This is a genomic window from Xanthobacter luteus, assembly GCF_040049235.1.
Classification (GTDB): Bacteria; Pseudomonadota; Alphaproteobacteria; order Rhizobiales; family Xanthobacteraceae; genus Xanthobacter.
The window spans coordinates 1,475,401-1,497,481 of record NZ_JBDZDO010000001.1 but is presented as its reverse complement, the minus strand read 5'-3'; the positions used below and the strand labels follow the sequence as shown (position 1 = coordinate 1,497,481).

Sequence of the window (22,081 nt, the reverse complement as noted above, 5' to 3'; positions counted from 1 at the left end):
CGTTCCGGCGCCTGCCGCGGGGCGCTACCGCCTTTGGCCGGCCGGCCCCGGTGCGGCGCCCCTTCTTCCATCCTCGACCCGACCGGCCCTTGCCGTTCCCCTTCCGCCCCGCGCCGTCGGGCTCTAGAACCGGAATGCGCGCCGCCGTCGGCGCGCGTCCTGTGACGTCCCACCGATCGAGGCCCCCCATGTCCGCGCCCGCTTTGTCCGCACTGTCCGGTCCCGTGGTGCTGGTGGGCGCGGGAAAGATGGGCGGGGCCATGCTGGAAGGCTGGCTGAAGCTCGGCCTGCCGGCGCAGCTCGCCGTCGCCGTCGATCCCAACCTGCCGGCGGACGCCGCCGCGGCGCTCGCCGCGAAGGGCGTCGCGGTGAACCCGCCGGCCGGAGCCATCCCCGCGCCGAGCGTGCTGCTGCTCGCGGTCAAGCCCCAGGTGGCGCCGGACGTGCTGCCGCAAGTGGCGCCGCTGGTCGCGCCCGGAACCCTGGTGGTCTCGATCATGGCCGGTCGCACCCTTTGCTTCATGGAAGGCGCTCTGCCGGCGGGCACCGCGATCGTGCGCTCGATCCCCAACACGCCGGCCGCCATCGGGCGCGGCGTCACCGTGGCGGTGGCCAACGGGGCGGTGAGCGCGCAGGGCCGCGCGCTCGCGGGCGCGCTGCTCGGCGCCATCGGCATCGTCGAATGGGTGGCGGACGAGGACCTCATGGACGCCGCCACCGCGGTGTCCGGCTCCGGTCCCGCTTACGCCTTCCTCCTCGCCGAAGCGCTGGCCGAGGCGGGCGCCAAGGCCGGCCTGCCGCCGGACCTCTCGGCGCGCATCGCCCGGGCGACCGTCGCCGGCGCCGGCGCCCTCATGGACCAGTCGGACCTGCCGGCCGCCACCCTGCGCCAAAACGTCACCTCGCCCGGCGGCACCACGGCGGCCGCGCTCGCCGTGCTCATGGACGAGACGGCCGGCTTCGGTCCGCTGCTCGCCGAAGCCGTCGCCGCCGCGACGCGGCGGGGCAAGGAGCTGGCGGGCTGACCGCCCGCGCCTATTGGCGCTACAGTTGAGGACAAGGATGTCGGCGACGCCGCCGTTTGGTGTTGCCCGAGGAGGAAGCCATGGCCTCTGAGACCAGCCGCGACGCCTGCCTGCGTTCCTTCCTCGCGCTGCTGGAGGAACGGCCCTATGGCGAGATCGACCTCGCCGACGTCGCCGTCCATGCCGGCGTGCCGTTCGGCGAGATGCGCGCCGCCTATGCCACCCGCTCGGACCTGCTTGCCGCCTTCTTCCGCGCCACCGACCGCCACGTGCTCGCCGAAGGCGGGCCGGACAGCGACGATTTCGCCGGCGAAGGGCCGAAGGAGCGCCTGTTCGAGGTGCTGATGCGCCGGCTCGACGCCCTGGAGCCCCACAAGGGCGCGGTGCGCGGCCTCGTCCGCTCGGCGCGGCGCGATCCGGCGCTGGTGCTCGAATTGCTGCGTCTGTCCGAGCGCTCGCAGCGCTGGATGCTGGCGGCGGCCGGCATCGGCTGCACCGGGCTTTCCGGATCGGTGCGGGCGAAGGGGCTGGCGCTGCTGTTCGCCCGCATCGTTTCCGTTTGGCTCGACGATGAGGACATCGGCCTCGCGCGCACCATGGCGGCGCTCGACCGGGAACTGGACACCGGCGCCAAGCTGCTGGGCATGCTCGACGACCTCGCCTTCATCGCCCTCCCCGGGCGCAAGCGGCGCGCCGCGCCGGCCGAGGCGCCGCCGCCGGCCTGACGCTCGTCAGAGCAGGCCGATGGAGATCCAGGGTACGGCGGCGATCACGATCAGGCCGAGGAACAGCGCCACCAGATACGGCCAGATGGCGCTCAGCGCCGCGTCGGGGGAGACCTGGCCGATCTTGCAGGCGAGGTAGAAGCCGATGCCGATGGGCGGCGTCATCAGGCCGATGTTCATGGCCGTGACGATCACCATGGAATAGTGGATGTCGTTGATCCCGAGCTTGCGGGCGATGGGATACATCAGCGGCGCCATCAGCACGATCGCCGGCAGCCCCTCCAGGATGCAGCCCAGCACCAGGAACACCAGGATACTGACCGCCAGGAAGCCCCACGAGCCGCCAGGCAAAGCGGCCATCATGGCGGCGAGGTCGTTGGCGATGCCGGCCTGGGTGATGGCCCACGCCATGGCCACCGCGCAGGCGAGGATGACCAGGATCGCCCCGGTGAGCGCCGCGGTCTCCACCAGCATGGCGTAGAAGGTGCGCAGGCCGATGCCGCCATAGAGCACCATGCCGACGATCAGCGCATAGACCACCGCGAAGGTGGACACCTCGGTGGCGGTGGCCGCCCCGCTCGACACCGCGCTGCGGATGAAGAACGGCAGCAGCAGCGCCGGCGCCGCCACCAGCATGGTCTTGACGATGAGGCCGGCGGGCGCGCGCCTCACGCCCTCCATGTCCTCATGGCGCGCCTTGAAGCGCGCCAGCGCCGCGAGCGCCACCAGCAGCACCATGGCCACCACGAAGCCCGAGGTGAACAAGGCCGCTATCGACACACCCGCCACCGAGCCGAGCACGATCAGCACGATGGAGGGCGGCACCGTGTCCGCCATGGCGGCGCCGGTGGCGAGCAGGGCGATCATCTCCTTCGGCTTGTGGCCGCGCCGCTTCATCTCCGGGAACAAAGCCGGCGCCACGGTCGCCATGTCGGAGACCTTGGAGCCGGAGATGCCCGACACCACAAACAGCGAGCCCAGCAGCACGTAGGACATGCCCGCCTTCACGTGGCCGAGCAGCGAGGCGAGGAAGTCGACGATCGCCTTGCCCATGCCGGTGTGGTCGAGCACGCAGCCGAGCAGAACGAACACCGGCACCGAGAGCAGGACCAGCGAGCTCATGCCCTCATCCATGCGGCCGATCATCACCAGAAGCGGCACGTGGGTGGAGAAGGCGAGATAGCAGATGGTGCCGATGCCGAAGCAGAAGGCGATGGGCACGCCGGCCACCAGGCACGCCGCCACGAAGCCCACCAGGAACAGGAGGATGGTGACATTGCCGGCCTTGATGAGCATGGGCGCGGCGAGCCACAGGGCCGCGAGCGTCCCGGCGACGATGGCGAGCGAGGCGAGGATGTCCACCAGCTTCGAGCGCCGCACCGCATGCGCCACCGCGAGCGCCGCCATGCCGCAGATGCCCACCGGCAGCGCCGCCGCCCGGAACGAGCCGGCGATGCCGAGCGCCGGCAGGGTGATGTAGGCCTCCTCCGACGCATAGTCGTAGGCGGGATAAGCGAGCGCGAGCAGGAAGGCGGCCACCAGCAGCAGCGCCAGAGTGTCCACGAACTGCTGCATGCGCTGGGGCATGGCGCGCACGAACAGGGTCAGGCGCAGATGCTCGTTGCGGTCGATGGCCACCAGCGAGCCCAGCATGGCGAGCCAGATGAAGGCAATGGAGGCGACCTCGTCGCCCCAGATGATGGGCTTGACGAACAAATAGCGCGACAGCGCGTTGGCGAGCAGCTGGCCCACCACCAGCAGCAGCAGTCCGGCGGCGATGGCTTCCACCGGCCGCATGAAACGCGAGCCCGCGCGGGGGGCGTCGCTCTCGGCGACCAGCGGCAGGATTTCATCGGCTGCGGCCATTGCGGGGGTCCCGGTGTTTGGTCTCTCAGCAGCCCCGAGGAGGGGGCTTGTGGGCGCGCGCTGACGCCCGCATGGATTTGTCCAGTTCTGCGCTGGTCCCGGCGCAATTCGCAAGCAGACGTTGCGGAATGCCCCCTGCCGTCCGCGAAGATCGGTGCGCCGGGTCCGGGCAGCCCACCTCTGCCGCCCGGGAAACCGGCGCAGACCGTTGCGCCACCCCCACCCCCTCGCCCCTCCCCATAAGGGGGAGGGGAGGCCTCCAAGGGGGGGCGTTTTGCGGGCGCGGACCGTGCTAACCGATTTAGGGCGGAAAACCCCTCCCCCTTGTGGGGGCAGGGGAGGGGGGCACACCGGAGGGAGTGCCCCGCCGCCGGACCGGCCTCAGGAGAGCTGACCGGTATATTTCTCCAGGATCGCCCAGGCCTCGTCGCCGAACTTGCCCTTCCACTCGGAATAGAAGCCGGCCTCGCGCAGCTTGGCGCGGAAGCTGTCCACCTTCGGCTCGTTGAAGGTGAGGCCCTTCTCCGCCAGTTCCTTGCGCAAAGTGGCGTTGAGCTGGACCACGTCCTCGCGCTCCTTCACGCCCGCGGCGTTCACGTTCTTGGCGACGATGGCGCGCAGGTCCTCCGGCAGCTTCTCGAACGCGCGCCGATTGGCCAGGAACCAGAAGCCGTCCCACATGTGGTTGGTGAGCGAGCAGTATTTCTGCACCTCGTAGAGCTTCGCCGTGGAGATGATGGCGAGCGGGTTCTCCTGGGCGTCCACGGCGCCGGTCTGCAGCGCGGTGTAGACCTCGGAGAAGTTGAGCGAGGCGGGCGCGCTGTCGAACGCCTTGAACATCGAGGTCCACAGCGGCGAGACCGGCACGCGGATCTTCAGGCCCTTGAGGTCGGCGGCGGTCTGGATCGGCTTGGTGGAGGTGGTGATCTGGCGGAAGCCGTTGTCCCAGATCTTGTCCATGGCGACGATGCCGGACTTGGCGATCTGGCCGCGCACATAGGCGCCGAGCTCGCCGTCCATGGCCTTCCACACGGTGGCATAGTCCGGGAAGGCGAAGCCGAGGCCGCTGATGGAGGCGTTGGCCACCAGGGTCGACAGGATCAGCGGCGAGAGGGTGAAGAACTCGATGCCGCCCGAACGCAGCTGGCTCAGCATGTCGGTGTCGCCGCCGAGCTGGCTCGACGGGAAGACCTTGATCTCGACCCGCCCGCCGGTCTCCTTCTTGATGGCTTCCACCATCTCGTTGGCGCGCACGTTCATGGGGTGCGTGACCGGCAGGTTGTTGGCGTATTTGTAGCTGAATTCGGCGGCCTGGGCGCGGGCGACATGGGGCGCGGCGATGCCGCCCACCAGCGCGCTCGCGGCGCTCGCCTTCAAAAGGGTGCGACGGGTCAGCGACATCCTCATGGTCTCCTCCTGACAGGGTCCGTTCGGACCGCATTATCGTTCTAGGTCCATGATATGGACCTTGCATTGCGCCCCAATGCTGGCCCGCTTGTGGCGGTTAGGCAAGGGGGTTATGGTTTCCCACCAAACGGTTTGGCCGATCGGCGCCAAGAAATCAAGAACCAGGTCCATATCCTGGATCATCGGGAGCAAACGTGGTCACGGGCACGCGAACGGTTCCGGCAAAGAGCCCGGCCGGCCAGGCGAAGGCCGGCCGGATGACGGCCGGCGCGCAGAATTCCGCCGCCCCTCCGGCGCGGGCGGGCGACGAGCCGGCCCAGGGCGGCACCCAGAGCATCGAGCGCGCCATCGCGCTCCTGCTCCTGGTGGGCCGCGCCGGGGCGGACGGGGCGCGCCTGTCGGACGTGGTCGAGCGCTCCGGCCTGCCCAAGCCCACCGTGCGCCGCGTGCTGCTGGCGCTGGTGCGCGCGGGCCTGGTGGACCAGGAGGAGGCGAGCCGGCGCTATCATATCGGCCCGGAGGCCTATGTCCTAGGCACGCTCGCCGCGGCGCGGTTCGGCATCCATGCGCTGTCGCTGGGCGCGCTCTCGCGCATCGCCACGGAGAGCGGCGACTGCGCCTTCCTCACCGTGCCGCGTGACATCTTCGCCGTGTGCCTGCACCGGGAGGAGGGCACCTTCCCCATCCGCACCCACGTGCTGCAGGCGGGCGACCGGCATCCGCTCGGCGTCGGCGCAGGCAGCCTCGCGATCCTCGCGGCGCTGCCGGACGTGGAGGTGGAGCGCGTGCTCGCCGCCAATGCCGAGGCGCTCGCCACCGCCTATCCCGGCTATTCGCCGCAGCGCCTGAGGCATGGCGTCGCCGAGACGCGCCGGCATGGCTACGCCCTCAATCCCGGGCTCTACGTGTCCGGCTCCTGGGGCATCGGCGTCGCGGTGCTGGACGCGCAGGGGCGCCCGGCGGGCGCGCTCTCCATCGCCGCCATCGACACGCGGCTGACGCCCGAGCGCCAGCCCGAGCTCGCGGCGCTGCTGCAGCGCGAGGCGCGCGCTTTGGAGGCCGCCCTCGGCGCGGCGGCCAAGAGCCGCGGCGCGCCCAAGGCGCCAGGCGCGGCGCGCGCCCCGGCGCGGGCCGGCGCCGCATGAGCCGCAATCCGTCCGCCGACCGCCGCGCCCGCGCGCCGGTCGCGTCCCCATCCCTGGAGGCTTATCGATGACACCCGAGGCTCCCGGCACCCCGCTCGGCGGCATCGCCCGCGTCAGCGACCGCGTGATGAACCTGGCCCATTTCCTGCGCCAGGCGGGCCGGCGCTTCCCGCACGACATCGGCTTCGTGCACGGCGCGCACCACGCCGCCTGGGGCGAGATGGACGCGCGGGTCGATGCCATGGCGGCCGCGCTCGCCGCGCAGGGCGTGAGAAAGGGCGACCGCATCCTGGTGCAGTCGAAGAACTGCCTCGAAATGTTCGAGAGCATGTTCGTCGCGTTCCGCCTGGGCGCGGTGTGGGTGCCGACCAATTTCCGCCAGACGCCGTCCGAGGTCGCCTATCTCGCCTCCGCCTCCGGCGCGCGGGCGATGATCTGCCACGCCGACTTCCCCGAGCACGCGGCGGCGGCGCGCGCCGAGGCGCCGGCGATCGACGTGGTGGTCGCCATCGGCGCCGCCGATTTCGGGCCGGACTACAATGCGGTGCTCGCGCCCCATCTCGGCGCCGGCTTTCGCGATGCGGACGTGGCGCGGGACGATCCGTGCTGGTTCTTCTTCACCTCCGGCACCACCGGCCGGCCCAAGGCGGCGGTGCTGACCCACGGCCAGATGGCGTTCGTCGTCACCAACCATCTGTGCGACCTGATGCCCGGCACCACGAACGCGGATGCCTCCCTCGTGGTGGCCCCGCTCTCCCACGGGGCGGGCGTGCACCAATTGGTGCAGGTGGCGCGGGCGGCCAAGACCATCCTTCTGCCCTCAGAGCGCTTCGACGGCACCGAGGCCTGGCGGCTCGTGGAGGAATGGCGCGTCACCAACCTGTTCACCGTGCCCACCATCACCAAGCTCATGGTGGAGCATCCGGCGGTCGACCAGTTCGACCACTCCTCCCTGCGCTACGTGATCTATGCCGGCGCGCCCATGTACCGGGAAGATCAGAAGTTCGCGCTGAAGAAACTCGGCAAGGTGCTGGTGCAGTATTTCGGCCTCGGCGAGGTGACGGGCAACATCACCGTATTGCCCTGCGCCCTGCACGAGGCCGAGGACGGCCCCAACGTGAAGCTCGGCACCTGCGGCTTTGAGCGCACCGGCATGCAGGTCCAGATCCAGGACGAGCAGGGCCGGGAGGTGGCGCCCTTCGCCACCGGCGAGATCTGCGTGGCCGGGCCGGCGGTGTTCGCCGGCTACTATGACAATCCGGAGGCCAACGCCAAGGCGTTCCGCAACGGCTGGTTCCGCACCGGCGACCTCGGCCACATGGACGCGGAGGGCTTCGTCTACATCACCGGCCGCGCCTCCGACATGTACATTTCCGGCGGCTCGAACGTCTATCCGCGCGAGGTGGAAGAGCAGGTGCTCACCCACCCGGCGGTGGCGGAGGTGGCGATCCTCGGCGTGCCGGACCCCATGTGGGGCGAGGTCGGCGTCGCCGTGTGCGTGCTCAGGCCCGGCGCGCGGCTCACCGACGAGGATCTGATCCAGTTCCTCGACGGCAAGGTCGCCCGCTACAAGCTGCCGCGCAAGGTGTTCTTCTGGGACGAACTGCCCAAGTCCGCCTACGGCAAGATCACCAAGAAGATGGTGCGCGAGGCGATCGAGGCGCGCGGGCTTCTCGACCCGGCTGCGCCCGCGCGGACGGGCTGACGGACATCGGCTGGCCCCTCCAAAGGGAGGTCGGCATAAGCACAAGCGATACACCAAAGGGAGAAGCATCGTGTCGCAGACGGGAACCGTGATCGTGACGGGCGGGGCCTCAGGCATCGGCCTCGCCGTGGTGGAGGCTCTGCTCGCCGAAGGCTGGCGCGTGCTGGCGGCGGACATCGTCGAGGCCAGCCTCGACACGGCGCGCGCGGCCCTCGCCGCCCACGGCGACACGGTGCGCTTCGCCCGCCTGGACGTCACCCAGGAGGCGCAGGTGGCGAACGTGGTGAAGGACGCGGAGGCGGATTTCGGCCCGCTGATGGGGGTCGTGAACTCGGCCGGCATCGCCGCCGACATCCCCGCGCTCGAGACCTCGCCGGACCTGTTCCGCAAGATCCTCGACGTGAACGTGGTGGGCTCGTTCCTGGTGGCGCGCGAGGCGGCGAAGGCGATGGCCGCGCGCCACGCCGGCTCGATCGTCAACATCGCCTCGGTGTCCGGCATGCGCGGCAATCTCGGGCGCACCGCCTACGGCGCCTCCAAGGGGGCGGTGATCCAGCTCACCCAGATCCTGGCGGTGGAGTTCGCCCCGCTCGGCATCCGCGTGAATTCGATCTCGCCCGGCCCGATCGAGACCCCCATGGTGAAGGCGCTCCACACCGCCGAGGCGCGCGCGGGCTGGATGAAGACCGTGCCCATGCGCCGCTACGCCGCTCCGGCCGAGGTGGCCGGCGCGATCTGTTTCCTGCTGGACGGCGCGAAGTCCTCGTTCGTGACGGGCCAGAACATCGCCGTGGACGGCGGCTTCGTGGCCGGCGGCCTGATCGGGCTTTAGGGCGAGAAATGTCAGCGCCATAGCCTTCCGAAGCTCGACGTTCCGCATAGTTCGGGGCATTCTCCTGCGTCAGGCTGGCGGGAGAGAGCGTTATGGATCAACAGGATACCGCGCCTCTCCCGATCCACGATCTGGCGGTGATCGGCGGCGGCGTGAATGGCTGCGGCATCGCCCGCGACGCGGCCGGGCGCGGCCTCAAGGTGGTGCTGTTCGAGAAGGGTGACCTCGCCTCGGGCACCTCCTCGGCCTCCACCAAGCTGATCCATGGCGGGCTGAGATATCTGGAGCGGTACGAGTTCCGCCTGGTGCGGGAGGCGCTCGCCGAGCGCGAGGTGCTGTGGTTCATCGCCCCGCACGTCGTGCGGCCGATGCGCTTCGTGCTGCCGTACCATGACGGCCTCAGGCCGGCCTGGATGCTGCGCCTCGGCCTGTTCCTCTATGATCATCTGGGCGGCCGGCATCGGCTGCCGCCCAGCGCCGCCGTGCAGCTCGCCGGCGGCCCGCTCGGCGCGCCGCTGAAGCCCGGCTACCGGCGCGGCTTCGAATATTCCGACTGCGTCGCGGACGATGCGCGGCTCGTGGTGCTCACCGCCCGTGATGCCGCCGACCGCGGCGCGGACATCTTCACGCGCACCGAGGTGGTTGGCGCGCGCCGCGAGGGCGCGCTGTGGGCGCTCACGGTGGAGGGCGGCGGCCAGCGCTGGCGGGTGATGGCGCGGGCGCTGGTGGATGCGGCGGGCCCCTGGGCGGGCGAGGTGCTGGAGGCGCTGGACGTGAACGCCGCCGCCCACCTGCGCCTGGTGCAGGGCAGCCACATCGTGGTGCCGCGCCTCTACACCCACGACCGCGCCTATATCTTCCAGAACGCCGACGGACGGATCGTCTTCGCCATTCCCTATGAAAGCGAGTTCACCCTCATCGGCACCACCGACCGCGACTTTTCCGGCCGGCCGGAGGAGGTGCGCGCCAGCCCAGAGGAGGTCGCTTATCTGTGCGCTGCCGCGAGCGAGTATTTCGCCACGCCGGTGACGCCCGCCGACGTGGTGTGGGCCTTTGCCGGGGTGCGCGCGCTCCAGGACGACGGCGCCGGCAAGGCGCAGGAGGCCTCGCGCGACTACGTGCTCGCCCTCGACGCCCCGCCCGAGGCGGCGCCGCTCCTCACCGTGCTCGGCGGCAAGATCACCACCCACCGCCGGCTGGCCGAAGCGGCGCTCGACAAGCTCGCCGGCCACCTGCCGATGACGCTCGGCCCCTGGACCGGAAAGGCCGCGCTGCCCGGCGGCGACTTCCCGGTCGACAGCTTCGACAAGGTGCTGATGCTCCTGCGCGCGCGCTTCCCCTTCCTCGACAAGCGCATCACCCGGCGCCTGTTCCTCGCCTACGGCACGCGCTGCTTCCAGATCCTCGCCGGCGCGCGCAGCGAGGCCGAGCTCGGTCCCTGGTTCGGCGCCGGGCTGAGCCGGTGCGAGGTGGACCACCTCATGGACCGGGAATGGGCCATGAGCGCGCAGGACATCCTGTGGCGGCGCTCCAAGCTCGGCCTGCGCCTCTCGCCCACCGAACAGGCCGCGCTCGCCGCCTATGTGGACGCCCGGCTTGCCGGCGCGGCCGCCTGAAGCCGCGCGCATGGCCCCCTTCATCCTCGCCATCGACCAGGGCACCACCTCCTCGCGGGCGGTGCTGCTGCGGGCCGACGGCGCGGTGGCCGCGCTCGCCCAGCAGGAGCTGCCGCAATTCTTCCCCGCCTCCGGCGAGGTGGAGCAGGAGGCGGAGGACATCTTCGGCAGCGTCCTCGCCTGCTGCCGCGCCGCGCTCGCCGAGGCGGGGGCGTCGGCGCGCGACGTCGCCGGCATCGGCATCACCAACCAGCGCGAGACCACCCTGGTGTGGGAGCGCGCCACTGGCCGCGCCATCCACCGCGCCATCGTCTGGCAGGACCGGCGCACCGCCGATGCTTGCGCGCGGCTCAACGCCTCAGGCCATGCGGAGGCGGTGCGGGCGAAGACCGGCCTCGTCATCGACCCCTATTTTTCCGCCACCAAGATCGCCCACATCCTCGACCGGGTGCCGGGCGCGCGGGCGCGGGCCGAGCGCGGCGAGCTGTGCTTCGGCACGGTGGACAGCTTCCTCCTGTTCCGGCTCACCGGCGGGGTGGTGCACGCCACCGACGCCACCAATGCCGCCCGCACGATGCTGTTCGACATCCACGAGGGCGCGTGGGACGAGGATCTGCTGGCTCTGTTCCGCGTGCCGGCGGCGCTGCTGCCGCAGGTCAGGGACTGCTCGGGCCTGTTCGGCGCGAGCGCGCCGGAGCTGTTCGGCGCGGCGATCCCGATCCTCGGCATGGCGGGGGACCAGCAGGCGGCGGTGGTGGGCCAGGCGTGCTTCTCGCCCGGCATGGTGAAGGCCACCTACGGCACCGGCTGCTTCGCGCTGCTCAACACCGGCGCCGCGCCGGTGGCCTCGCGCAACCGCCTGCTCACCACCATCGCCTATCAGCTGGAGGGCCGGCGCACCTATGCGCTGGAGGGCTCGATCTTCGTCGCCGGGGCGGCGGTGCAGTGGCTGCGCGACGGCCTGAGGCTGATCGCCAATGCCGGCGAGAGCGACCGCCTCGCCGGCGAAGCCGATCCGGAGCAGGATGTGATCCTGGTGCCGGCCTTCGTCGGCCTCGGCGCGCCCTATTGGCGCCCGGACGTGCGCGGCGCGCTGTTCGGCCTCACCCGCGCCACCGGCCCCAAGGAACTGGCGCGGGCGGCGCTGGAGGCGGTGTGCTTCCAGACCGTGGACCTCCTGGAGGCCATGCGCGCCGACTTAGCCGGCGCGGGCACCGGCGAGACCGTGCTGCGGGTGGACGGCGGCATGGCGCGGTCCGACTTCACCATGCAGCGCCTCGCCGATCTGCTCGGCGCGCCGGTGGACCGCCCGCGCCACACCGAGACCACCGTGCTCGGCGCGGCCTATCTCGCGGGGCTCGCCTGCGGCTTCTTCCCGGAGCCCGAAGCCTTCGCCGCCTCCTGGCACCGCGAGCGCCGCTTCGTGCCGCAGATGGACGCGGCGGCGCGCGCGGCGCGGGTCGCCGTCTGGCGCGACGCGGTTGCGCGCCTGCTCGGCTGAGGGGCGCGGCCGCTGCGCCGGGAACGTGCGCCGGAACAATATCTTGACCTCGCCCGCGTCGCGGTGCTCCGGCCGGAGGACAATGGTGCGTGCCGCCCTTGCCTCGCGCGCCGGGGCGCGCCACTGTCGGCCCGCGGGCGACAGGGGAGGGACGGCGGATGCGGGCTTCATCGCGGCAACGGGCGGGACGGCAGGCGCGCGGCGCGCTCGGCCGCATGGGGTTCCTTGGCCTCGGCTCCCTCCGCTTCGGCGCCGAGCCGATCGGACCGGTCCTGTTGGCAGCGCTCGGCCTGGCGTTTGCCGCCGCGCCGGCATCGGCGCAGTCCATGGCCGAGCGCGCCAAGGCGCTGGGACCGCAGATCGAGGCCTACGCCGCCGCCGGCATGACGGGCTTCGACGTGCCCGGCGCGGTGATCGCCGTGGTGGTGGACGGCAAGGTCGCCTACACCAAGGCGCTCGGCGTGCGCGCCAAGAGCGATGCCCGCCCGGTGGACGCCGGGACGCTGTTCCAGATCGGCTCCACCACCAAGGCCTTCCTCGCCACCACCATGGCGATCGCGGTGGACAAGAAGCGCCTGAAGTGGGACGACGCCATCGTCGACCGCCACCCCGGCTTCGCGCTGCAGGACCCGTGGGTGACGCGCGAGATGCGGCTGTTCGACATCATCGCCCAGCGCTCGGGCCTCACCCCCTACGCGCACGACTTCATGACCATGCTGGGCTACGGGCCGGACGCGCTGGTCGCCTCGCTGCGCCACGCGGCGCCCATCACCTCCTTCCGCTCCACCTTCGCCTACACCAACATCACCCACCTGGTGGCCGGCCGCATCGTCGCCGAGGCGCTGGACGGGGCGGACTGGAAGGCGGTGGCGCAAAAGGAGATCGTCGCGCCGCTCGGCATGGGCGCCACCAGCTTCACGGCCGAGGCCATCCAAGCGGCGCCCAACCATGCGGTGGGCCACCGCTTCGAGCTCGCGGGGTCGGTGGAGGTGCCGTTCGACCCGGTGTTCCCCTATGCCCTGGGGCCGGCGGGCGACATCAATTCCAACCTCGACGACATGACGCGCTGGCTCGCCTTCCAGATGGCCGGCGGGGAACTTGACGGCAAGCGCCTGGTCTCCGAGGAGAACCTCAAGGTGACCCGGATGGCCCGCGTCGCCATGAGCGACGTCTCCACCTACGACATGGGCTGGGTGACGACGCAGACCGCCAATGGCCGCGTCATCTGGCATAATGGCGGCACGGTGGGCTTCGGCGCCCATCTCGGCTTCGCGCCGGAGCACGGGCTTGGCGTGGTGGTGCTCTCCAACGCGCAGAACAATGGCTTTCCCGACGCGCTCGCATTCTGGATCTACGGCAAGCTTTTGGGCGGCCCCGACCTCGATCCGATGAAGGGCGCCCTGGAGAAAGCCAAGGCGGAAGCGAAGGCCGCATCGGCCCGCTTCACACGCCCCGCGGCGCCGCGCCCGCCGGGCGCGCTCGCGGCGCTCGCCGGCAGCTATGGCAGCGCGGTCCTGGGCGCGGCGAAGCTGCGCGAGGAGGGCGGCGCGCTGGTGCTGACGCTGGCGGCGACCGCGGCGGAGTTGAAGCTGGAGCCGTTCGACGGGCCGGTGTTCGCCGTGCGGCTGCTGCCCACCGGGCGCTTCGCCAACGTGGTGAAGCTCAACGGCGACACGCCCCTCGGCTTCGCCCAGTTCGAGGCCGACGGCGACGGCAAGTTCACCCGGCTTTCCTTCTCCATCGAGGATCAGACGGTGACGTTGCGGAAGGAGTAGGGCAAAGGCGGCTGTCGTCTGCGGGCGGGGCGCCGGCCTCCGGCGCGCGGCTCACCCTCGGCGGGAGCTGCTGGAGACGCCGCGGTGGATCGTCTCGCCCTCCGGCGGGTTGGCCGGCGCCGCCGCCTCGTCCGGCGCCCTTATGCTCTCCGGCGGCATCAGCAGGGTCAAAGCGCGGGGGGCGATGGCGTAGCGCAGGGGCAAGGTCTCGCGCGTCACCTCCCCGTCGGTGGCGACCCAGGCGCGGTGCCGCCGGCCGTGGATCGTGACGCGCTCGGCGGTGAAGGCGTGGATGCCGGGATTGTCGCGCCAGGCGCCCACCAGCACGTCGGCGCCGGTCTTCAACTTGGCGAGCGCGCCGCGATGCTCGGCCACCAGCACCTCCAGGCACCCGCCGTCGAGGCGCGCGCGGTGCAGGCCCGGCGCGTCGAAGGCGTTCACCGTGACCAGCGCCGCATAGGCCTCGATCGACTCCCGGCGGCCGGCGATCTCGATCTCGATCGACATCCGCCCGGCGCGCACCAGGGCCTTGCCAAGGGCGATGAGCCAGCCGAGGACACGGCCGCACTTGCCCCTCAATTGCTCGCGCGCCAGCGCCATCTGGCTGAAGAAGCCGATTCCCGAGACGCCGTGGAACGCCCGTCCGTTCAGCATACCGAGGTCCACCCGCATGGGCTCGGCCCGGCCGAGGGCGGCGAGCGCGCCCGGCAGGTCGCGCGGCAGGCCGATGTCGTGGGCGAGCAGGTTCATGGTGCCGAGCGGCAGCACGCCGAGGGCGATGTCGGTGCCGGCGAGCACGGAGCAGGCATAGGAGACCGTGCCGTCGCCCGCGCCCACCACCAGGGTGTCGTAGCCGCGGTGCGGAACCTGGTCGATCACCCGGGCGATCTCCTCGCCCGAGGCGAGCATCACCTCCACGTCCATGTCGGCGCGGGTGAGCGCCGCGTCGACCTCGTCCCGCACCTTCTCGGCGCCACCATCGCGCACCGCGCCCGCTTCGGCATTGAGTACGACCAGCATTCGCCGCATCGTGTGGGCCTCCGGCGCCCGCTTGAGCCCACCCCGGCATGGGGACGCTCGGCATCTTCGCTGAAGAACGCGGGTTCTCCAGATGGCGTAGAACGGCGCCGCGCCACCGGGGTTCCGCGCGGCGCGCCAAACGAGAGGGTCGAGGTTCGATATCATGACGGGAAGCGCGCCAGTCAAGACGTCCACCGGCATCGTGCGCCTGCGCGCCGGGCTGCTGCTGCTCGTGGTCTCCGTGGTGCTGTGCGGCGCCGGGGGCCATTTCCTCGCGCGCCAGCTGGGCCTGGGGCTCGGCTGGTCGGTGCTGGTGGCGCTCGCCATCTGGGTGGGGACCGGCATGGCGATCGCCCGGCTGGGGCCGAAGGTCTATTTCGCCATCTGCGCGGCGGTGACCGCCTTGCTCGCCTATCTGGTCTACGACTTCTCCCACACCGCGATGGAATGGCCGGGGCCGGTGAGCTTCGGTCTGGCGCTGCTGGCGACCGGGCTCATCGCGTTCACCTTCTACGACTTCCGCCGGCTGAAGCACGAGATCCGGGTGTGGGCCTACAGGAAATAGCCCCCGGCGCGGGCCGGCGCTTGCGCGGCGGGCGCGGGCGGCGAGGATGGGGGCGCGGCGCTGCGCCGCCAGGGGCCCGCCATGTCAGAGATCCTCTCCGCCTTCTCCTCCCTCGACCCGCTGGTCGCCGCGGGCGTGGTGCTCGCCACCGCGCTCACCGATGCCGCCTATGTGATGTTCACCGCCTCGGTGGCCGGACGGCGGCGGCTGCAGGCGGCCAATTGGAGCAGCGTCTGGTACATGCTCTCCTCGTTCGCGGTCATCAGCTACACCGCCAACTGGGTCTACGTGGTGTTCGCGGCGGTGGGCTCCTGGGTCGGGGCCTATGCCACCATGACCTTCCTGCACCACCGCGCCCCGGCGCCGCCGCTCTCGCCGCCGCCGGGGGTGCCGCCGGGCTGAGGAGGTCCGGGCGCACTTGACCTTCTGGCGCGGATGCGATCCTCCTGCGCCGGCCTAGGTGGCGGGGGCAGGGGCAACCGGCGGGGGGATGATGTCGGAGGGCGGCATCTATCTTTACACGGGTCCGGCGTTCGCGCTGATCGTCGCGGCCACCTTCTTCGGCGCCTGGCTCAGCCAGCGCCAGCGCGGCTACGTCCTGCTGTTCGCCATCACCTTCCTCGCCTTCGCGCTCGCCTCGCTCTCCCAGATGCTGCGCCTCCCGTACGACTACGGGAGCAACGCGATGGTTTCGGCCATCCTCTACACCTTCGCCATCCTCGCATTGGTGGAAGGCGTCATGCTGCGCCGCGGCGCCGTGGGGGTGGACGCCGTGCTGGTCGGTCTGGCCGGTGCGATCATCGTCCTGCTCTACTATTACTACTTCTTCGACCGGGATTTGATCATGCGGATCTATATCCAGAATTTCGGGTATGGAATCATGATTGTATTCGCTTCGATCAAGCTCGCCCGCCTGTCGAACCCGAAGATCATCGATCAGATCATCTTGGTTCTTCTCATTCTGTTTGGCCTGCACTTCTTTCCGCGAACGCTGCTCACGATGAATTCATCGGAGGTGATCCGCGAGTACGTGCGTGCCGGCCTCGACAACGCACCGGCGCTGGCGCGCGCCCTGCGCACCTCGATGTTCTGGCAGGTGCTGAACTTCACATTGCTCATCAGCGCCTTCCTCATGGCCATGGCGCTGCTTGCCGCGGTGGCCATGGACGTGATCGAGGATTTGAGCCGGGAGGGCGGCATCGACGCCCTCACCGGGCTTGCCAACCGGCGCGGCTTCCACCGCCGCTCGAAGGGTCTGCGCCCCGACGGGCCGCTCGCGCCCGTGAGCGTGGTCTATTGCGACATCGACCGCTTCAAGGCCATCAACGACACCTACGGGCATCCGGTGGGCGACCGGGTGCTGCAGCATTTCGCCCGGCTGGCGGAACAGGAGGTGCGCGCCGAGGACGTGCTGTCCCGGATCGGCGGCGAGGAGTTCGTGATGCTGCTGGCGCGCGCCAACCGCGCCGGGGCCGCGCAGCTCGCCGAGCGGCTGCGCAGCGAGACCGAGCTGACGCGCTTTCCCGGGCTGCCGGCGGGCGCCACCGTCACCGCCAGCTTCGGCGTCGCCCAGTGGCGGCCGGACGAGGAACTCACCGAGGCCATGCAGCGCGCCGACAGCCTGGTCTATGCGGCCAAGCGCGCCGGCCGCAACCGCGTGGCGGTGGAGGCGGCGGAGGCGGACCCGGCGCCGGCGGACCCGACCGGGGAGGCAAGCGAGGGCGGCGCGGATTGATCGAGGTCAAGGCGGGCCGCGAACGGCGCCGCTTAGGCTGGCTCCAAAGGGGAGGACGCCATGCCTGCTGAGACCTTCGCCGTGATCGTCGCCGTGCTCGCCGCCTTCGGCGGCTTCGCGGTGATCCTCGCCTTCGCCGACTTCTACGCGAGCCACAAGCGGACCGGCTGAGGCGCGCCCGCCGCCCGCCCGGCGACGCTGCGGTTGCGCGCGGCGCCCGTTGCCGGTTCCATGGGCGCGCGCGGGCCATCCGCGCCAGGATCCGCGCCGGGGGCCGCCATGCTGTCATCGAGCTTCAGCCTGCGCCGGGGGGCGGTCGCGCCCCTTTGCCTCGGCGCCGCCCTTGGCCTCGCCCTTTGGGCGCCGCCGGCCGCGGCCTCCGGGACCATCGACTGCCAGATCGACGACAAGGCGGTCGCCTTCGACGCCCAGATCGTGTTCTCGCACGGCCTCGCCGGCGCCTTCACCAACCAGCGCTACGAGCTGACCCTGAAGGCCAAGGGGGCGCCGGACGACCTGCGCGCGCTCGAGCTCGACGCCGCGGCGCTCGCCCATCACTGGTTCCACGGCGCGGAGCTGAAGCTTCACATCTATCACGAGCGCGCCGCCGGCCGGCACGGCGCCGTGGAGCTGGTGATCGAGACCAGGCAGGCGGGCAAGGCGGACGAGGAGGGCGCCTATGCCGGCCGCTACCGGCTCGACGTGAGCGACCTGCCGGACGGCGCGCGGGCGGCGAAAACCTGGACCTACCGGGGCAAGGTCGCCTGCTCGGCGGGCTGAGGGCCGGCTTGTCTTCCGCCTTTCCCGGCCGCCGGCCGCAAAGGCGTGGCCTGCGGGGCGGCGCTGCGCTACCTATGAGCGGGGCCGAACCGGGAGTGAGGATGGCCGAGGAGCCTTTCTGGCGCGTCAAGCCGCTCGCTGCCATGGATGCCGCCGAGTGGGAGAGCCTGTGCGACGGCTGCGGGCGCTGCTGCCTGGTGAAGCTCGAGGACGAGGACACCGGCCAGGTGGCCTATACCGACGTGGCATGCCGCCTGCTCGACACCGCCACCTGCCGCTGCGGCGATTACGAGAACCGCTCGGCCCAGGTGGCCGACTGCGTGCGGCTGACGCCGGAGGCGGTCACCAGCCTCGCCTGGCTGCCGCCCACCTGCGGCTATCGTCTGGTGGCGGAGGGCAAGGACCTGCCGTTCTGGCATCCTCTGGTCTCGGGCGACCCCGCCAGCGTCGCCGCGGCGGGCATCGCGGTGGCCGGCAAGGTGGCCGGCAAGGAGGATGCCTTCGGCCTGTTCGAGCTGGTGGAGCACATCGTCTCCTGGCCGGTGCGCTGGCCGCGCGGCGCGAAGGGCGGGGGGAAGGGCGGGGGGAAGGCGCCTGCGGGCCCAGGCCGAGCCAGGCGCAAGGTGCCGCCCGGTGCTGAGGAAGATCTCGCCGGCGATGTCAAAGCCGGGTGAGGAACCAGGCCGGTTGCGCTCCGACCGGGTAGGCGTTCGCCAGCTCGGACTCGGCCGCCACGAGGATGCCGACAATCTTGATTTCGTCCTCATGCCGCGGCCTGCGGCAGAGTCTGGCCACCTGGTCGCCCGCCGCGGCGTCGCCGCAGCAGGTGGCCACATGGCCGCTGGTGAGCAGGTGCACGTTGCGGGCACCGGGAAGCTTTAGAAACATGGTGATGGTGCCGTCGCCGCCGAGGACGTGGCGGATCGAGTGACCGATCCGCAGGCGGTCGGCCGGCTTGCGGGCCTCGAGGCTTGCGGACGGGAAATGCAGCGTCGGCTTGCCGATCCACGGGATGGTGCCGACCGGGATTTCCGCCGCATCCAGCGCCTGGCGCAGGGGTTCTCCTATCGCATCGGCCGCGAGGGCGGACACGACGCGCAGCGGCGAGGCGCTGGCACCGGCGAGGGCGGCTCTGGCGATGGCGGCGGTGGCGGGAAGGTCGGCGCTGAGGATGCGCTGGGCCCGCGCCACCGGCTCGTCCGCCCGCTCGAGCGCCAGCGCGTTGACGCTCATGCCCTCCCGCGCCAGGACCCGCTGGATGAGGAGGTTCAAGCCAATGACCGCGCGCTGGTCGTCCAGCTGCGCGGCCGCCGGCGCATGCGGCTGTGTCACGAACGCCCCCCTCGTCCCCGATCGATTCAATCAAGGATTGTAAAAATGAGATGGGCACCTTAAGAGAGAAAAAACAAGGAATCCAGCGGCGCGGCGGTAAGGAATAAAATCCTTGACAGCGTGACGCTCCTCCGCTAGGGTTTCGGCATGTTCGGGATTTGCGCCCGGCGCCGGTCCCGTCGATTGGGAGGCCGGGCGTCCCGCCGCCCGGCCTCCCTTTTCTGCCGCATCCTCGCCCCGTGACGCGCTCTCGCCCCGCATCTTGGCCCCGCTCCCGGCTCCGTGCCCTCGTCCCTGCCGCGTCGCCCCGGACGCCGTGCTTTCCTTCGAAATCGGTTTCGCCTCTGATCGCTCGCCCCTCGGCCCGTGCCAACGGACCGGGGCGCAGCGGCGTGCCGCACGGCTGCGCGCCGCGCCCGGAACCTGCTCGAACATCTGGAACCGCCGCCATGTCGACACCGCCGCGTCCTGCCGCGCCGCGAGGCGCGGCCTCGCGCCCCCCTGCGCCCGGCCCCGAGCCCAAGGCTTCGTTCGGTGCTTCGTCCGGTGCTTCGGCCAGCACCCCGGACGGTGCGCCGGACGCGCCGCCGCCGCGCGCCAAGAACGGCGCGGCCGCGCTCGGCCCGCCGCCGGAGGCCGGCCTGATCCGCCGGCTCTATGAGGAGGGCGTGCCCTTGGCCGAGATCGGCCGGCGCACCGGCCTCACCACCAACACGCTCTATCGCTGGATCGACCGCATCGTCGCCCCGGACGGCACGGTGGTGTTCTCGCCGCTGCCGCGCCGCCGGGCGCCGGTGACCGGGGCGCGGATGATCGCCGGCACGCTCGCCTCCACGCCCCGCGCGCGGCTGACCTCGCGCCTGTGGCATGCGGCCGAGCGGCAGGTGGCGCTCATCGAGGCGCGCATCGCCGCCCTGGGCGAGGCCGCCGCCGGCGACGCCGAGAAGGACGCCCGCGCCCTCGCCGTCCTGGCGCGCACCTTGCGCGAGCTCTCGGCGCTCAAGGACGAGGCGCGCAAGCGCCGCCGGCCCGGGCGCGCGCCGGGCGGCGCGCGAAAGGCGGCGGACCCGCAGGCCACGGAGGGGGAGGGCGATGGCGCCGAATTCCGCGATCTCGACGCCTTCCGCAGCGAGCTTGCGCGACGCCTTGACCGCCTGCGCGCGGAAGGGGACGGCGCGCCGCCTGCTTGAGAGCCTCGGCGAGGCCGAGGTCCAGGCGCTGCTCGCCGACTGGGAGCTGTGGGCGCGGCCCGACCAGATGCCGCCCGCCGCCACGGCGGCGGGCACGCATTGGCACACCTGGCTGCTGATGGGCGGGCGCGGCGCCGGCAAGACCCGCGCCGGCGCCGAATGGGTGCGCGCGCTGGCGCTCGGCCGGCCGCCCTTCACTGAGGCGCCGGTGACGCGCATCGCCTTGGTGGCGGAGAGCCTCGCCGATCTGCGCGAGGTGATGGTGGAGGGCGTCTCCGGCCTGCTGGCGGTGCACCCGCTTGGCGAGCGGCCCTCATGGGAGCCGAGCCGGCGCCGGCTCGAATGGCCCAACGGCGCGGTGGCGCAGGGCTTTTCGGCGGACGATCCGGAGAGCCTGCGCGGCCCGCAATTCGGCGCCGCCTGGCTCGACGAGCTCGCCAAATGGAAGCGCGCCGAGGCCGCCTTCGACATGCTGCAGTTCGGCCTTCGGCTCGGCGAGCGGCCGCGCCAGATGGTCACCACCACGCCGCGCCCCACCGCGCTGCTGCGCCGGCTGCTGGCCGACCCGCGCAGCGCGGTGACGCGGGCCGCCACGCGGGCCAACGCCTTCCACCTCGCCCCCTCGTTCCTGGCGGAGGTGATCGCCCGCTACGGCGGCACCCGCCTCGGCCGCCAGGAGCTGGAGGGCGAGATCGTCGCGGAGCGGCCCGACGCCCTGTGGACCCGCGCCGCCATCGAGGCGGCGCGCGAGCGCGCGGCGCCGCCGCTCGCCCGGGTGGTGGTGGCGGTGGACCCGCCGGCCTCCGCCCGCGCCGGGGCGGACGCCTGCGGCCTCGTCGCCGCCGGCATCGACGCCGCCGGCCTCGTGCACGTGCTCGCCGACGAGAGCGCCGCCGGCCTGCGCCCGGCGCAGTGGGCGGCGCGCGCGGTGGCGCTGTTCAGGCGCCTCCAGGCGGACCAGGTGGTGGTGGAGGTGAACCAGGGCGGCGACATGGTGCGCGCCGTGCTCGCCGAGGTGGACCCAAACGTGCCGGTTGCCGAGGTCAGGGCCACGCGCGGAAAATATCTGCGCGCCGAGCCGGTGGCCGCGCTCTACGAGCAGGGCCGGGTGCGCCATGCGGGCGGCTTTCCCGCGCTCGAGGACGAGATGTGCGACTTCGGCACTGACGGCCTCTCCTCCGGCCGCTCGCCGGACCGGCTCGACGCGCTGGTGTGGGCGGTGACCGCCCTGTCGCTCGGCCCCAGGGCGCCAGCGCCGCGGGTGCGCGGCCTGTGAGGGGGCAGTGCGCGGGACGGTGTCGCCGCCCTCGCGCCGGCCGACGGGAACGGCGCGCAGCGCCGTGGAAGGCGAGCCGGGGCCCAGCGACCGGGGGCGCCGAAGGCGGCCTCATTCCGCCCGCGGGCGGGGCCTTAGGGGTATTGCCCGCTGCGCGGGAGTCTCTCCTGGACCCCGGCTCGGCGCTCCGGCTGCGCCGTCGCTGGGCCGGGGAACGGCGCCGGCTACGCCGTCGCGGGGCGGGGGAACACGCGCAGGTTTTGCCGTCGCGCGGCTGGGACAGGCACTGCCCTCGTGCCCCGGCCGACTGGAACGGCGCATGGCGCCGTGGAAGGAGAGCCGGGGCCCAGCGCAAAAAGGTTCGCCGCAGGCGGCGTCTTCCGCCGGCGGCGGTATGGGGCATTGCCCGCTGCGCAGGAGTCCCGCGCTGGACCCCGGCTCGGCGCTCCGGCTGCGCCGTCGCTGGGCCGGGGAACGGCGCCGGCTACGCCGTCGCGGGGGCCGTCACAGACTTGACCTGGCATCCAGAATACGTGCAGTGTACTGCCCACAAATAAGGCTGCATGACAACGACGTGTGCAGATAT

Annotated in this window: 19 protein-coding genes; 15 read left to right on the top strand and 4 right to left on the bottom strand. The window is 71.9% G+C overall.

The window, feature by feature from the left end; genetic code table 11:
* The first annotated feature begins 188 nt into the window (after positions 1 to 188).
* The gene (proC, locus tag ABLE88_RS07340) at positions 189 to 1,025 is read left to right on the top strand and encodes a pyrroline-5-carboxylate reductase (protein ID WP_348830783.1); all 837 of its coding nucleotides are present in this window, start codon (positions 189 to 191) and stop codon (positions 1,023 to 1,025) included.
* An 80-nt stretch (positions 1,026 to 1,105) separates the two neighbouring features.
* Positions 1,106 to 1,750, top strand: a complete 645-nt coding sequence (locus ABLE88_RS07335) for a TetR/AcrR family transcriptional regulator (protein WP_348830781.1) — start codon at positions 1,106 to 1,108, stop codon at positions 1,748 to 1,750.
* A gap of 6 nt (positions 1,751 to 1,756) precedes the next feature.
* On the opposite strand, the gene ABLE88_RS07330 is transcribed toward ABLE88_RS07335, so the two are convergent.
* Together ABLE88_RS07330 and ABLE88_RS07325 are read right to left on the bottom strand one after the other, a co-directional pair.
* Positions 1,757 to 3,616: a TRAP transporter large permease gene (locus tag ABLE88_RS07330; protein ID WP_348830780.1), complete on the bottom strand. Its 1,860-nt coding sequence runs from the start codon at positions 3,614 to 3,616 to the stop codon at positions 1,757 to 1,759.
* 381 nt (positions 3,617 to 3,997) lie between these two features.
* Positions 3,998 to 5,017: a TRAP transporter substrate-binding protein gene (locus tag ABLE88_RS07325; RefSeq protein WP_348830779.1), complete on the bottom strand. Its 1,020-nt coding sequence runs from the start codon at positions 5,015 to 5,017 to the stop codon at positions 3,998 to 4,000.
* A gap of 263 nt (positions 5,018 to 5,280) precedes the next feature.
* On the opposite strand from ABLE88_RS07325, the gene ABLE88_RS07320 reads away from it, so the two are divergent.
* The 6 genes from ABLE88_RS07320 to ABLE88_RS07295 all read left to right on the top strand — a co-directional run bounded on the left by ABLE88_RS07320 (position 5,281) and on the right by ABLE88_RS07295 (position 13,597).
* Entirely contained in the window at positions 5,281 to 6,168 is an 888-nt protein-coding gene (locus ABLE88_RS07320; RefSeq protein ID WP_348830778.1) for an IclR family transcriptional regulator, read from the top strand.
* 67 nt (positions 6,169 to 6,235) lie between these two features.
* Entirely contained in the window at positions 6,236 to 7,873 is a 1,638-nt protein-coding gene (locus tag ABLE88_RS07315) for an acyl-CoA synthetase (protein ID WP_348830777.1), read from the top strand.
* Positions 7,874 to 7,943: 70 nt separating this feature from the next.
* Positions 7,944 to 8,705, top strand: a complete 762-nt coding sequence (locus ABLE88_RS07310; protein WP_348830776.1) for an SDR family NAD(P)-dependent oxidoreductase — start codon at positions 7,944 to 7,946, stop codon at positions 8,703 to 8,705.
* 92 nt (positions 8,706 to 8,797) lie between these two features.
* Complete coding sequence (locus ABLE88_RS07305; protein ID WP_348830774.1) at positions 8,798 to 10,321, top strand: glycerol-3-phosphate dehydrogenase; 1,524 nt, start codon at positions 8,798 to 8,800, stop codon at positions 10,319 to 10,321.
* 10 nt (positions 10,322 to 10,331) lie between these two features.
* The gene (glpK, locus tag ABLE88_RS07300) at positions 10,332 to 11,822 is read left to right on the top strand and encodes a glycerol kinase GlpK (RefSeq protein WP_348830773.1); all 1,491 of its coding nucleotides are present in this window, start codon (positions 10,332 to 10,334) and stop codon (positions 11,820 to 11,822) included.
* Between the two features lie 158 nt (positions 11,823 to 11,980).
* The gene (locus ABLE88_RS07295) at positions 11,981 to 13,597 is read left to right on the top strand and encodes a serine hydrolase (RefSeq protein ID WP_348830772.1); all 1,617 of its coding nucleotides are present in this window, start codon (positions 11,981 to 11,983) and stop codon (positions 13,595 to 13,597) included.
* A 51-nt stretch (positions 13,598 to 13,648) separates the two neighbouring features.
* On the opposite strand, the gene ABLE88_RS07290 is transcribed toward ABLE88_RS07295, so the two are convergent.
* Positions 13,649 to 14,617 (bottom strand): diacylglycerol/lipid kinase family protein, encoded by a 969-nt coding sequence (locus ABLE88_RS07290; protein ID WP_348830771.1) that lies wholly within the window; start codon positions 14,615 to 14,617, stop codon positions 13,649 to 13,651.
* A gap of 163 nt (positions 14,618 to 14,780) precedes the next feature.
* Between ABLE88_RS07290 and ABLE88_RS07285 the strand changes: the two genes are divergently transcribed.
* From ABLE88_RS07285 to ABLE88_RS07265, 5 genes are all read left to right on the top strand, one after another.
* On the top strand, positions 14,781 to 15,182 hold the full coding sequence (locus tag ABLE88_RS07285) for a hypothetical protein (protein WP_348830770.1): 402 nt from the start codon (positions 14,781 to 14,783) through the stop codon (positions 15,180 to 15,182).
* 81 nt (positions 15,183 to 15,263) lie between these two features.
* Entirely contained in the window at positions 15,264 to 15,584 is a 321-nt protein-coding gene (locus ABLE88_RS07280; protein ID WP_348830769.1) for a hypothetical protein, read from the top strand.
* A gap of 88 nt (positions 15,585 to 15,672) precedes the next feature.
* The gene (locus ABLE88_RS07275) at positions 15,673 to 16,917 is read left to right on the top strand and encodes a GGDEF domain-containing protein (RefSeq protein ID WP_348830768.1); all 1,245 of its coding nucleotides are present in this window, start codon (positions 15,673 to 15,675) and stop codon (positions 16,915 to 16,917) included.
* A 279-nt stretch (positions 16,918 to 17,196) separates the two neighbouring features.
* Complete coding sequence (locus ABLE88_RS07270; protein ID WP_348830767.1) at positions 17,197 to 17,697, top strand: hypothetical protein; 501 nt, start codon at positions 17,197 to 17,199, stop codon at positions 17,695 to 17,697.
* Between the two features lie 101 nt (positions 17,698 to 17,798).
* Positions 17,799 to 18,371 (top strand): YcgN family cysteine cluster protein, encoded by a 573-nt coding sequence (locus tag ABLE88_RS07265; RefSeq protein ID WP_348830766.1) that lies wholly within the window; start codon positions 17,799 to 17,801, stop codon positions 18,369 to 18,371.
* Here ABLE88_RS07265 and ABLE88_RS07260 read toward each other — a convergent pair.
* Positions 18,358 to 19,029, bottom strand: a complete 672-nt coding sequence (locus ABLE88_RS07260) for a hypothetical protein (protein WP_348830765.1) — start codon at positions 19,027 to 19,029, stop codon at positions 18,358 to 18,360. The two genes, ABLE88_RS07265 and ABLE88_RS07260, sit on opposite strands and share 14 nt — an antisense overlap.
* Positions 19,030 to 19,478: 449 nt before the next feature.
* Here ABLE88_RS07260 and ABLE88_RS07255 point away from each other — a divergent pair, with 449 nt between their 5' ends.
* Both ABLE88_RS07255 and ABLE88_RS07250 read left to right on the top strand, forming a co-directional pair.
* Positions 19,479 to 20,219, top strand: a complete 741-nt coding sequence (locus tag ABLE88_RS07255; protein WP_348830764.1) for a helix-turn-helix domain-containing protein — start codon at positions 19,479 to 19,481, stop codon at positions 20,217 to 20,219.
* Positions 20,122 to 21,495 (top strand): DNA-packaging protein, encoded by a 1,374-nt coding sequence (locus ABLE88_RS07250; protein WP_510182859.1) that lies wholly within the window; start codon positions 20,122 to 20,124, stop codon positions 21,493 to 21,495. Before ABLE88_RS07255 ends, ABLE88_RS07250 begins: the two co-directional genes overlap by 98 nt.
* Positions 21,496 to 22,081 lie beyond the last annotated feature (586 nt).